This is a genomic window from Isoptericola sp. Y541, assembly GCF_059445465.1.
In genome coordinates, this window is the sequence record NZ_JCAIUJ010000013.1 from 13,812 (window position 1) to 26,092 (window position 12,281).

General features: G+C 72.9%; 12 protein-coding genes. 5 read left to right on the forward strand and 7 right to left on the reverse strand.

Annotated elements, in window-relative coordinates:
- Nucleotides 1-83: 83 nt before the first annotated feature.
- Genes AC1C2V_RS19290 through AC1C2V_RS19305 form a run of 4 tightly spaced genes read left to right on the forward strand, consistent with a single transcriptional unit; the run spans nt 84 to nt 4,386 of the window.
- Nucleotides 84-1,391, forward strand: coding sequence for an extracellular solute-binding protein (locus AC1C2V_RS19290; RefSeq protein WP_495391273.1), 1,308 nt, complete (start codon nt 84-86; stop codon nt 1,389-1,391).
- A 14-nt stretch (nt 1,392-1,405) separates the two neighbouring features.
- Nucleotides 1,406-2,359 (forward strand): carbohydrate ABC transporter permease, encoded by a 954-nt coding sequence (locus tag AC1C2V_RS19295; protein ID WP_495391274.1) that lies wholly within the window; start codon nt 1,406-1,408, stop codon nt 2,357-2,359.
- Between the two features lie 28 nt (nt 2,360-2,387).
- Entirely contained in the window at nt 2,388-3,284 is an 897-nt protein-coding gene (locus AC1C2V_RS19300; protein ID WP_495391300.1) for a carbohydrate ABC transporter permease, read from the forward strand.
- Between the two features lie 16 nt (nt 3,285-3,300).
- A complete protein-coding gene (locus tag AC1C2V_RS19305) occupies nt 3,301-4,386 on the forward strand; it encodes an App1 family protein phosphatidate phosphatase (RefSeq protein WP_495391275.1) in 1,086 nt (361 codons plus the stop codon).
- Nucleotides 4,387-4,446: 60 nt separating this feature from the next.
- On the opposite strand, the gene AC1C2V_RS19310 is transcribed toward AC1C2V_RS19305, so the two are convergent.
- The 7 genes from AC1C2V_RS19310 to AC1C2V_RS19340 form a co-directional block, all read right to left on the reverse strand.
- Nucleotides 4,447-5,640: an MFS transporter gene (locus AC1C2V_RS19310; protein WP_495391276.1), complete on the reverse strand. Its 1,194-nt coding sequence runs from the start codon at nt 5,638-5,640 to the stop codon at nt 4,447-4,449.
- A gap of 256 nt (nt 5,641-5,896) precedes the next feature.
- The gene (locus AC1C2V_RS19315) at nt 5,897-6,610 is read right to left on the reverse strand and encodes a response regulator transcription factor (RefSeq protein ID WP_495391277.1); all 714 of its coding nucleotides are present in this window, start codon (nt 6,608-6,610) and stop codon (nt 5,897-5,899) included.
- A 187-nt stretch (nt 6,611-6,797) separates the two neighbouring features.
- The gene (locus tag AC1C2V_RS19320) at nt 6,798-8,204 is read right to left on the reverse strand and encodes a sensor histidine kinase (RefSeq protein WP_495391278.1); all 1,407 of its coding nucleotides are present in this window, start codon (nt 8,202-8,204) and stop codon (nt 6,798-6,800) included.
- Nucleotides 8,205-8,258: 54 nt separating this feature from the next.
- Complete coding sequence (locus AC1C2V_RS19325; RefSeq protein ID WP_495391279.1) at nt 8,259-8,966, reverse strand: ubiquinone/menaquinone biosynthesis methyltransferase; 708 nt, start codon at nt 8,964-8,966, stop codon at nt 8,259-8,261.
- Complete coding sequence (locus tag AC1C2V_RS19330; RefSeq protein ID WP_495391280.1) at nt 8,963-9,610, reverse strand: lysophospholipid acyltransferase family protein; 648 nt, start codon at nt 9,608-9,610, stop codon at nt 8,963-8,965. Before AC1C2V_RS19330 ends, AC1C2V_RS19325 begins: the two co-directional genes overlap by 4 nt.
- Nucleotides 9,611-9,666: 56 nt before the next feature.
- Complete coding sequence (locus AC1C2V_RS19335; RefSeq protein WP_495391281.1) at nt 9,667-10,569, reverse strand: glycoside hydrolase family 16 protein; 903 nt, start codon at nt 10,567-10,569, stop codon at nt 9,667-9,669.
- 189 nt (nt 10,570-10,758) lie between these two features.
- Nucleotides 10,759-11,319, reverse strand: coding sequence for a TetR/AcrR family transcriptional regulator (locus AC1C2V_RS19340; protein ID WP_495391282.1), 561 nt, complete (start codon nt 11,317-11,319; stop codon nt 10,759-10,761).
- A 111-nt stretch (nt 11,320-11,430) separates the two neighbouring features.
- Between AC1C2V_RS19340 and AC1C2V_RS19345 the strand changes: the two genes are divergently transcribed.
- Nucleotides 11,431-12,273 carry an alpha/beta fold hydrolase gene (locus tag AC1C2V_RS19345; protein ID WP_495391283.1) on the forward strand — a complete coding sequence of 281 codons (843 nt, stop codon included), beginning with the start codon at nt 11,431-11,433 and terminating at the stop codon, nt 12,271-12,273.
- Nucleotides 12,274-12,281: the final 8 nt, after the last annotated feature.

The window sequence follows — 12,281 nt, forward strand, 5'->3', positions numbered from 1 at the left end:
CGTCCGGAGCATGGCAGGGCCACGCGTCCGGCCGGGGCCCACGTCCGTCCGGCACGAACGGCGCGTCGGACGACGTCCCGCGGATGAGCCGCAGGGGGTTGCTCCAGGCAGCCCTCGTCGGCGCCGGGGGCATCGCGCTCGGCGGCGCGCTGTCCGGCTGCTCCACGCCCGCCGCGTCCGGCAACGGCCGCACGTCGGTGATGGTCTGGGACCTCTTCTCGGGCGGCGACGGCGCGCTCATGCAGGAGATGTCGGGCGCGGTCGCGGCGGCCAACCCGGACATCGCCCTCGACACCACGACGCTCGAGTGGGGTGCGCCGTACTACACGAAGCTGGCGATGACGTCGTCCGGCGGGCGCCCGCCCGAGGCCGCGGTCATGCACGTCTCCCGGCTCGCCGGGTACGCGCCCGGCGGGCTCCTCGAGCCGTTCGACCTCGACGCGCTCGCCGCGCTGGGGGTCGAGCAGAAGCACTTCGCCCCGGCAGTGTGGGAGAAGGCCCAGTTCGACGGCCAGCTGTACGCGCTGCCCCTGGACACCCACCCGTACATCGCGTTCCACAACCCAGCGGTCGCCGGGGACGCGGGGCTCCTCGGATCCGACGGCAAGCTCGCCATCGCATCGGGGGCGGACGCGTTCCTCGACGCGGCCCGCGCCATGGCCGAGGTCACGGGCGAGACGGGCGTCGGCTGGGGGTACCTGCGTGATCCGGCCGGCTGCTGGCGCATGTTCTGGGGCCTGTACAACCAGAACGGCGGGGGCTACGAGCTCACGCCGGGCAAGTCCGCCCAGCTCGACGAGCGGGCGGCCGAGGAGGTCTTCGAGTTCCTCCAGACCATGGTCGACGGCATCGTCGCCGCCAAGAACCAGGACGGCAACGCCGCGTCCGGCCGCTTCATGTCGAACCGCGTCGGGATGATGTTCGCCGGCGAGTGGGACCTGCCGATGTTCCGCGACGCCATCCCCGACGTCGGGGCCACGCCGTTCCCGGCGGTCTTCGACGCCCCGGCGAACTACGCCGACTCGCACTCGTTCGTGCTGCCCAAACAGGCGCACCCCGACCCCGCCAAGCGCGAGGCCACCTACCGCGTGCTCGCCGGCCTCCTCCAGGAGGGCATGACCTGGGCGTCCGCCGGGCACATCCCCGCGTACCAGCCCATCGTCGAGCAGCCGGAGTACCAGGAACTCACCCCGCAGCGTGACTACGCGCCCGCGGCGGAGATCGCCGTCTTCGACCCCGACGCCTGGTTCACGGGCGGCGGCAGCGACTTCCAGACGCGGATGGGCGACTCCATGACCGACACCCTGTCCGGCAACGCGACCCCGCGTACCGCCGTGGACCGGCTGCTGAGCGAGATGGACCGGTTCCTCTCCCAGCCCAACCCCGCCTGATCGAGAGGACGACGATGACCGTCTCGAACGTCACCACGCTCCCCGGGCGGGCGCTGCCTGCCCGGTCCGCCGCCAAGGCGTCGTCGCGTGACACGCAGCGCCGGTCGCTGCGGGAGCGGGACCGGTCCGGCTACCTGTTCGTCGCTCCGTTCGCCGTGGCGACCGGGCTCTTCCTGGTGTGGCCCACGGTCTACGGCCTGTGGATGAGCTTCACCAACCAGAGCCTCACGGGCACCGGCAGCGAGTTCATCGGCTTCGCCAACTACGCCGAGGCTTTCAGCGACCCGCAGGTGTGGGAGACGCTGTGGCACACCGTCTGGTTCACGCTCCTCAGCACGGTGCCCCTGATCCTCGTGGCGCTCGTCATGGCGCTGCTGGTGCACACAGCTCTGCCCGGCCAGTGGGTGTGGCGCATGTCGTTCTTCGCCCCGTACCTGCTGACCAGCGCCGTCGTGTCCGGGCTGAGCGGCTGGCTGTTCCAGCCGGACATCGGCCTGCTCGACACCTGGCTCGCGAACCTCGGCCTCGGCCCCGTCGGCTGGATCACGGACGAGAACGTGGCGATGTTCTCGATCGCCATGGTCACCGTGTGGTGGACCGTCGGCTTCAACTTCCTGCTCTACCTCGCCGCCCTGCAGGGGATCCCGTCCCAGCAGTACGAGGCGGCCACGATCGACGGTGCCGGTGGGTGGCGGCGGCTGTTCTCCATCACGATGCCCCACCTGAAGACCATCACCGGGGTGATCGTCGTGCTCCAGCTCCTCGCCTCGCTCAAGGTGTTCGACCAGATCTACCTGCTGACCAAGGGCGGACCGAACGGCAGCACCCGGCCCATCCTCGAGTACGTCTACGACATGGGCTTCACGAACTACCGGCTCGGCTACGCCTCGGCCATCTCGTACGTGTTCTTCGCCCTGATCCTCGTGTTCACGCTGGTGCGGCTGCTGCCGTCGAAGAAGGAGGCCTGACGTGGCCGTGACCGAGTCCGTCTCGACGATGTTCGCCGCCCGCCGGGCGGGCGCGCTGCAGGCCAAGGCCGAGAACCGAGCCCTCACCAAGCTGACGATCGGCCCCTCACCGTGGGTGCGGGTCGGCGCGCTCGCGGCGCTCGTCGTGCTCGCCGGGCTGTGGCTGCTTCCGCTCCTCTGGGGTGCGGTGACGAGCTTCAAGCACGAGGCCGAGGCCGCGCTGCCGGCGTCGTGGTGGCCGGCCCAGGGGTGGACGCTCGACGCCTACCGGCAGGTGCTCGGCAACAGCGAGCTGCTGACCTGGATGTGGAACAGCCTGGTGGTCGCCGTCCTCGTGACGGCGCTGACGGTGCTGATCTCCGCGATGGCGGCCTTCGCGTTCTCGCAGACCCTGTTCAAGGGCCGCGGGCTGCTGCAGTGGCTCACCCTCGCGTCGATCATGATGCCGGGCCAGATCCTCATCGTGCCGCTCTTCAAGCAGATGCAGGCCATGGGCCTCGTGGACACGTTCGCGGGCATCGTGCTGCCGCAGGTCGTGGCGCCGGTCATGGTGTTCATCCTCAAGCGGTTCTTCGACGCCATCCCCCGCGAGCTGCTCGACGCCGCCCGCATCGACGGCGCGGGCACGTGGCGGCTGTTCTGGACGATCGTGCTCCCGCTGTCGAAGTCGATCCTGGTGGCCGTCGCGATCTTCGTGTTCATCGGGGCCTGGAACAACTTCCTGTGGCCGTTCATCGTCACCACCGACCCGCAGTTCATGACGCTGCCGGTGGGGCTGTCCACGGTGAAGAACGCCTACGGCGTCCAGTACGCGCAGAACATGGCGTCGGCGATGATCGCCGCGCTGCCGCTGCTCGTGGTGTTCATGATCTTCCAGCGCCGCATCGTGCAGGGCGTGGCCACGACGGGCATGGGCGGGCAGTAGCCGGAACACTCGGGGCATGTCCGACCAGACCGACCAGACCGACCAGACTGCCCCCGCGGCGCAGCTCACCACCGCACGTCCGACCCAGCGACCGCACCTCGCGGCGCTGATCGAGGACCGATGGTGCACCGCCGCGGGGGCGGTGCTGCGTCGGCGCGGCTGGGTGCCGCGCGTGATCACGTACACCGGGTACGGCAGCCCGCGGCGCGTGCGGGTGCTGGCCCGCGTGCTGCTGGTGCCGCCGTCCCGCGCCGACGGTCGTCGTGCCGCGGTACAGGACGGCGACCGGCGCGGCCTGTGGAGCTACCTCACCCTCCCCGCGCCCGGCGAGCCGGTGCGCGTCGCGGTGGGCGGGGCCGTGGCCGACCTCGAGACCGACCGCGCCGGGTACGTGGACGTCGAGGTGCCGCTCCCCGACGACGGCCCTCTGCCGCCCGGCCGGCACGACGCGACCCTCACGACCTCCGGTTCGACGACCGGACCGTCGTCGGGGCGGACCGTCGTCGCGCCGGTGGTCGTCGTCGGGGACGGCGCGACGTTCGGCGTCGTCAGCGACATCGACGACACGACGATGGTCACCGCGGTCCCGCAGCCCCTGGTCGCGGCGTGGAACACGTTGATCAGCCGGCCGAGCGCCCGCCGGCCCGTGCCGGGCATGCCGGAGCTGTACCGGAAGATCGCGGCGGACCACCCGGACGCGCCGTTCGTCTACCTCTCCAACGGGGCGTGGAACACCGCGGGCACGCTGGCCGGCTTCCTCGACAGGCACGGGTTTCCGTCCGGGCCGCTGCTGCTCACCGACTGGGGGCCCACCCAGTCCGGCTGGTTCCGCAGCGGCCCGCGACACAAGGGCGAGAGCCTGGACCGGCTGATGACGGCGCTGCCGCAGGTGCGCTGGCTGCTGCTCGGCGACGCCGGCCAGCAGGACGAGGACGTGTACGTGCGGGCGGCCGCGCGCTGGCCGGGCCGCGTCGCGGCCATCGCCATCCGGCAGGTGGAGCGCGCCCGCCCCCGCCCGGCGCGGCGGCCACCGCCGGCCGACGTCCCGCTGGTGCACGGCGCGGACGGGAACGCCCTGCTGGTCGAGCTTGCGCTGACCTGAGCCTGTCGAAGGGCCGACACCGCCGACGCCCTCCGCCCCTGACCGGCGTCGGGCCTGCCGTCAGGGTCGCGTGCCCGGGCGGAGGGCGACCAGGATCGGGAGGGTCGCGGCGTTCGCGACCGCGAGCACGAGGTAGGGCAGGGCGTGCGCGTGCCCGAACAGGCCGGTGAACAGCACGGGCCCGACGAGCTCGGCGACGACGAACGAGTACTGGAAGACCGCCAGGTACGTCCCGCGCGCGTGCGGGCCGGCCATCGCCGCCACCAGCGAGGTCGACGCCGGAGCGTGCAGCACCTCCGCACCGCTGAGCACCGCCACCGACAGCAGGAGCATGAGCCCCGCCGCGGGCAGGGATCCGGCCGCGGCCAGCGCCATGATGAGGAAGGCGACGCACCACAGAGCGGCGGCCGCCCGCAGGAGGCCGGGCGCGGGGCGTCGCGCCGCGAGCAGGCCGCCGCGGTGTCCCAGCAGGGCGACCAGCAGGGCGTTGGCGACGAGAAGCGCGGCGGTGAACCAGCCCGGTCCGTGCAGCACGGACCGGACGAGCGTCGGGAGGGTCAGCCCGGCGAAGAGGGTCGAGAGCGCGAAGACCGTGTTCGTCAGCAGAAGCGTGCGGAACCGCCGGTCGCGCAGCAGGAGGCGGGAGCTCACGGGCTGATCCGTGGCGGCCGACCGCGGAGACGAGCGGACCGTCAGCACCAGCAACGCTGCGGCCGAGTAGCCGCCGGCGGCGGCCCACGCCAGGGCCAGGTAGGCGCTGATGGCATCGAGCGAGACGACGAGCCCGGCGACCAGCCCGCCGGCCACGATGCCCACGGTGCGCACGGTGTTGATCCGCGCGAACCACGCCTCCACCGGCCGCACCGGGTGCGCCTCGGCATGCTCCGCGACGAGCGCAAAGACCGACGACCAGAACAGGCGTCCGCCCACGGCGAGGACCATGGAGACGGCGAAGACCGCGAACGGGTCGCGGGCCACGACGAGGCCGACGTAGCCCGCGGCCTGCAGGCTCAGCGCCGCCACGACCAGCGGCCGCGGGCCGACCCGGTCGACCAGCCGGCCGGCCACGATCGGCACGGGCACGGCGACGAGCCCCGAGGCCGTGATGACGGCCCCGAGCACGGAGAGGGAGATGTCGGTGAGGACGGTGAGGTAGACGAGCGACAGGGGGAGGAAGAGTCCGCCGGCGATCGAGGCCGAGGACAGCGCAAGGGTGAGCGCTCCAGCCCTGTCGTCGCGAGGACGACCAGGCACGGGAATCTGCTTTCGGTAGGCATCAGAGGCATGACGAAGCACCCGGCGTGCCGTCGCACGTCGGGTAGTTCAGCTGCGTCTGACGTCCACGAGCCCGAGGCTATGCCCGGGCCTCCCCAAGGTCATCGGAATTCCGCACGGGCGCGGGGTTGCGCCGCCGCCGACTCGTCGCTGTCGCGGCGCAGGTGCTCCGGGGTGGCCCTCACCAACGACTGGCTCTCCCACACCATCGGCGCGCTGCTCGGCGCGCCCCGCCTCAAACTCGCCGCAGCGGCACGAACCCCGACTCGTAGGCCCGGACGACAGCCTGCGTGCGGTCGCGCACGCCCAGCTTGGCGAGCACGTTGCCCACGTGAGTGCGCACCGTCTCGACGCCGAGGTAGAGGTCTCCGGCGATCTCCGCGTTCGACATGCCCGACGCCACCAGCCGGAGCACCTCCCCCTCGCGCTCGGTGAGCCCGACCGAGCGGAGCGCGTCCCCCGTCGACGTGTCGGGGCCGTGGGCGGCCACGAGCCTGCGCACCGCGTCGGGGAACAGCAGGGAGTCGCCGCGCGCCACCAGCCGCACCGCCTGCACGACCTCCTCGGGCCGCGCCCGCTTCAGCAGGAAGCCCTGGGCGCCCGCGTGGAGGGCGTCGAGCACGTGGTCGTCGTTCTCGAACGTGGTGAGGACCAGCACGCGAGGGGCGGGGGCGCCCGGTCGGTCGCGGGCGACGACCGCCTGCGTGGCGGCGATCCCGTTCACGCGCGGCATGCGCACGTCCATGAGGACGACGTCGGGGCGGGCGTCAGCGACGAGCTGCGGCACCCCGGCACCGTCGTCCGCCTCCCCCACCACCTCCAGGTCCGGCTCGACCTCGAGGATGACGCGCAGTCCCGCGCGCACCAGCGGCTCGTCGTCGACGAGCGCGACACGGACGGTGCGTACCGGGGCGTGCTCGGGGAGCGTCACGCGTCGATCCTCGCGCATCCGACGCCCGCGCGATCACCGATGCGACGCGTCCCGGTCGGGGACCTGCGTCCCTGCGCGTCACCTTCCCGTCGTCCGACGACGACGTCCAGGGACGCCAGTGGCCGGGCCACGCACCACCTGCGTCCCTGTGCGTCGCCTTCCCGCCATCCGATGACGACGTCCAGGGACGCCGGTGGCGCGGCCGTCACAACGGGAACCGGGCGCGCACCACCCACACACCGCCGTCCGGCCCGGCGGAGAGCTCCCCGCCCAGCAGCCGCACGCGTTCCGCCATGCCTGGCAGACCGCGGCCGCCGGCCGGGGCCGGGGTTTCGACAGGCTCAACCAGCGGCGCTGTGCCGACGGGCTCAACCAGCGGCGCTGTGCCGACAGGCTCAACCAGCGGCGCTGCGTCGACAGGCTCAACCAGCGGCGCTGTGTCGACGGGCTCGAGCGGGTTGGTCACGTCCACCTCGACCACGCGCCACGGGTCGGCGGCCACTCTGACGGTCACCGGCGCGCCGGGGGCGTGCCGCACGGCGTTGGTGAGCGCCTCCTGCACCACCCGGTACACCTCGTGGGAGGTCGCGCGGGGCAGGGGCGCGGCGCGCGCGTCGCCCGTCAGGTCGAGGCGGACGTCGGCGCCGGCGCTGCGGGCGTCGTCGACGAGCGCCGACAGGTCGGCGAGGGCGCGCGCCGGGACGCGCGGCGGCTCGCGTCGCGGGTCGCGTCGTGGGTCGTCGGCACCGCGCAGCAGGCCGAGCACGTGATCGAGGTCCGCCATCGCGGCGCGGCCGGTCTCCTCGACGGCGGCGAGCGAGCGCCGGGCGGCGTCCGGGTCGGTGTCGAGCTGCCGCGCGGCGGCGGCCGCCTGCAGCGTGGTGATGGTCAGCGCGTGCCCCACGGAGTCGTGGAGCTCGCGCGCGAGCCGGCCCCGCTCGGCGAGCCGGTCCGCCCGCGCCTCGAGCTCGGCGATGCGCGCGCTCTGGTCCGGGCCCAGCAGCGGCACCGCGGCCTGCCGCAGCAGCCGCCGGGCGCCCACGGCCAGATAGGGCACCGCCAGCAGGGCGACGACTGCGACCACCAGCCAGGCGGCCGGGTGCCGGGAGAGCGTGGGGGCCACCTGCACCATGAACGCGCGGTCGATGCCGAAGACGGAGAGCACGAGCTGGGTCGCGACCGGCACCGCGACCAGCAGCCCCAGCGTGACCACGGCCCCGAGGGCCAGGTGCAGCGCGAACCACGCGGCCGCCCGCCAGCGCGTCGCGACCGTGGGATCCCCGACGGGGTCGGGCAGGTCGCGGGGGTCGACGTCGAGGAAGGTGCGCACGGCGGCGATCTCGAGCGCGCGGACCGGGGCGAGGAAGGGCGGCGAGCAGACGATCGCCGCAGTGACCACGGCCAGCACGCTCACGGCGACGACCGGCGTGCCCGCCGTCGTGTACATCTGCACGAAGCCGGTCACGAGGACGACGTACGCCCCGGCCACGACACCCCCGACGACGAGGTACACGCCCGCGCGCACCGTCGCCGCGCTGACGAGCGGGGCCGCGGCGCGACCCAGCGCGTGCCGTACCCCGCCCCCGTCCGCGACCGCCGTCCGCGCTGCCATGCCGGCCAGTCTTCCAAGCGGCCCGGCGGCGCGCCTCCCCCGGCCGGGTGAGCCCTACGGCTTCTGCGCGGTGACGATCATGTGGGTGCCGAGGAACCTGCGGTCCCAGGTGATCCCGGTGAAGCCGAGCCGCCCCAGGATGGCGGCAACCTCCTCGGGCGACTTGAACCCGAGGGTGGACTCCTCGAGGTACGTGTAGGACTTGCGGTCGCGCGCCACGAGCTGGCCGAGCAGCGGGATCACGACCTTCACGCCGAGCGTCACCGGGTAGCGCAGCAGCCCGCGCGGCGGGCAGGTCTCGAGCACCACGACCCGGCCGCCCGGCCGGAGCACGCGGAACTGCTCGGCGAGAACGCGCTCGGCGTCCTCGACGTTGCGCAGCAGGTAGCCGTGCGTGACGGCGTCGAACGACTCGTCGTCGAATGGCAGGGCGTTCGCGTCCGCGAGCTGCCAGGTGACGGCGTCCGCGCCGGGCTTGGCCCGCGCGCCGTCGAGCATGCCCTCGGCGAAGTCGGCGCCGGTGACGGCGGCGTCCGGGTACCGCCTCGCGGCCTCGAGGGCGATGACGCCGGTGCCGGTCGCGACGTCGAGCAGGGAGCCGCCCGCGGGAACCTGCGCCCGCCGGACGACGTCGCGGCACCAGGCCTGGTGCCGCCCGAGCGTCATGATCCGGTTCATCCGGTCGTAGTAGGCCGGGACCGTGTTGAAGAGGTTCTGGACCGCCTCGCCCTTCGGGTGGGACGAGGGCGCGGGGTCGGTCACGCCGCGAGCTCCTGGCCGCTCATCTTGTGGATGGAGTCCATGACGTGGTCGGTGAGCTCACGACGCACCTGCGCGGGGCGGGACCCGGTGGTGAGCTGTCGCGACGGGTCGATCGGGGCGCCGAAGTTGACCTGGATGCCCCGCGTCGGGCGCGGCAGTCGCTTGCCCACGGGCTGCACCTTGTCGGTGCCGCGCAGGGCGACCGGCACGACGGGCGCCGACCCGGCGAGCGCGAGCCACGCCACCCCGGTGTGCCCAGGGTGCAGCTTGCCGTCGCGCGAGCGCGTGCCCTCGGGGTAGATGCCGAACGCGCCGCCCCGCTTCAGCACCCGGAGCGCCTCGTCGAGGGAGCGCTGCCCGCCGCGGGGGTCCTCGCGGTCCACCGGGACGTGGCCCATCGTGGTGAAGAACCAGCGGGAGACGCGGCCCTTGAGCCCGCCGCCCGTCCAGTACTCCGCCTTGGCGATGAACGTGACGTGCCGAGGCACGACGAGCGGGATGATGATCGAGTCGATGAACGACAGGTGGTTGCTCGCCAGGATCACGGGCCCGCGCCGCGGGATGTTGTGCAGCCCGGTGACGCTCGGGCGCAGCAAGACGTACACCAGAAGCGACAGGACGAGGCGCAGGAACCGATAGGTCACCGCACCATTGTGCCCCCTGTGCGGAGCGGCTCGGCCGGCCCGCGCAGGGGGAGCGCTCAGCCGGCGGCGTTGCTGCCGTTGTCGTACACGCGCACGTAGTCCACCTTCATCTGCTGCGGGAACTGGGTGGTGGCGTCGGGGTTCCCGGGCCAGTTCCCGCCCACCGCGACGTTGAGGAGGAGGTAGAAGTCGTGGTCGAAGGCCCACGGGTTGCCGCCCGTGTCGGCCGCCGAGTACGTCTGGTACGTCACCCCGTCCACGGACCAGGAGACCTGCCCCGGCTTCCAGTCGACGGCGAACGTGTGGAACGTGTCGGCGAACGACCAGCCCTGCGGGTGCTGGTAGGTGCCGGTCAAGGGGTTGCCGCCGGAGTAGCCCGGCCCGTGCAGGGACCCGTGCACCAGGTGCGGCTCGAACCCGACGTTCTCCATGATGTCGATCTCGCCCGAGTCCGGCCACGGCACGCTGCCGAGGTTGCCGCCGAGCATCCAGAACGCGGGCCAGATCCCCTGGCCGCGCGGGATCTGGATGCGCGCCTCGACCCGGCCGTACTGCGGCTGGTACTTCCCCCGGGTGGTCATGCGCGCCGAGGTGTACGACCCGTCGCCCTCCTGGCGGGCCGTGATGACGAGGTTCCCCGCGCCGTCGAGCGCGGAGTTGTCGCGGGACGTCGTGTAGTTCTGGAGCTCGTTGTTGCCCCAGCCGCCCGCGCCGGTGTCGTACGCCCATCGGTTCCCGTCGGGCGCCGCCCCCGCTGCGCCGTCGAACTCGTCGGACCAGACCACGTCGCCCGGCGCGGCGGCCGCGGCGGCGGGTTCGGCCTCGGGCTGCGCGGCCCCGGCCGTGGGGAGCGCGACCGACGCGGCGAGCGCGGCGAGGCCGACCGCTGCGGCGGTGCGCCAGGGGGCGGTGCGCCAGGGGGTGGTGCGGAGCCTGGAGTGCTGTCGAGCGTGAAGCATCGAACCTCCGATTCCGGCGGGCATGCCGCCTTCGAGACACGACGATGCACTCCACGCGAGGTTCGGCGCGGCCATGCACCGTGGTGGGGCCTCGTCGACCCACACGTGTCACCTTAGGAGGGGGCGTGCCTCGGGCAAGCGATCTCGACCGGAGGATCGTGACCGGAAGAGCCGGCCCGGTCCGCCCGGTCACGCCACGTCGGCGTCGAGCAGCGCCTCGGCGGCGCGGCGCGCCGCGAGCGCGACGTCCGCATCCTGCGTGATGGCGGCGGTCGTCTGCGCGCCCTCGGCCAGGAGGACGACCTGCAGCGCGACGGCGTCGGGCAGCCCGGCCTCGCGCACGAGCCCGAGCACGTGCTCCCGGAACGACTCCTTGTGCTCACGCACGGCGTCGGCGATGCGCGGCGACGTCGCGCCGAGCTCGCCGAAGGAGTTGATGAACGCGCAGCCGCGGAAGCCGTCCTCGCGGAACCATGCGTCGAGGAAGTCGAAGACGGCGAGGACCCGCTCCCGCGGCGTGGTCGCCGCGGCGATGGCCCGGCCCACGCCCTCGGCCCACTGGCGGGTCCGCAGCGCGAGGACCGCGACGACGAGGTCCTCCTTGGACTGGAAGAGCGAGTAGATGCGCTTCAGCGAGATACCGGCCTCGCTCCGCACAGCGTCCATACCGACCGACTGCACGCCCCGGGCGTAGAAGAGGCGGTCGGCGGCCGCCACCACCGCGTCGCGCGCCGCGTCCTCGTCCACCACTGCTCCCCCTCTCGTCGACCGCTCCGCTTGCGCGGAGAACCATCGTTCTCTACTGTAACGGTCATCAGGGAGAACGACCGTTCTCCCCTTCTCCGCGAAGGGACAGCCACCATGGGTTACATCACCGTCGGGCAGGAGAACAGCACGGACATCGAGCTGTACTACGAGGACCAGGGTTCCGGTCAGCCGGTCGTCCTCGTCCACGGGTATCCGCTCGACGGGCACAGCTGGGAGCTGCAGGCGCGCGAGCTCCTCGCCGCCGGGTACCGCGTCGTCACCTACGACCGCCGCGGCTTCGGGGCGTCGAGCAAGGTCGGCTCCGGGTACGACTACGACACGTTCGCCAAAGACCTCGACGCCGTGCTCACGACGCTCGACCTGCGCGACGTGATCCTCGTCGGCTTCTCGATGGGCACCGGAGAGCTCGCCCGGTACGTGCGCAACCACGGCCACGAGCGCGTCGCGAAGCTCGCCTTCCTCGCGTCGCTCGAGCCATTCCTCGTGCAGCGCGACGACAACCCCGAGGGCGTGCCGCAGGCGGTGTTCGACGGCATCGTCGACGCCGCCCGCTCGGACCGCTACGCCTGGTTCACGCAGTTCTACAAGGACTTCTACAACCTGGACGAGAACCTCGGGACGCGCATCAGCGAGGAGGTCGTGCGCGCCAACTGGAACACGGCGGTCGGCTCGGCGCCCGTCGCCGCCTACGCGGTCGTGCCCACCTGGATCGAGGACTTCCGGCCCGACGTCGAGGCCGTGCGCGCGGCCGGCAAGCCGACGCTGATCCTGCACGGCACGAAGGACAACATCCTGCCCATCGACGCCTCGGGCCGGCGCTTCCACCAGGCCGTGCCGGACGCCGAGTACGTCGAGGTCGAGGGCGCCCCCCACGGCTTGCTGTGGACGCACGCCGACGAGGTCAACGCGGCGCTGCTCGCGTTCGTCGGTCGCTGAGCGACCTC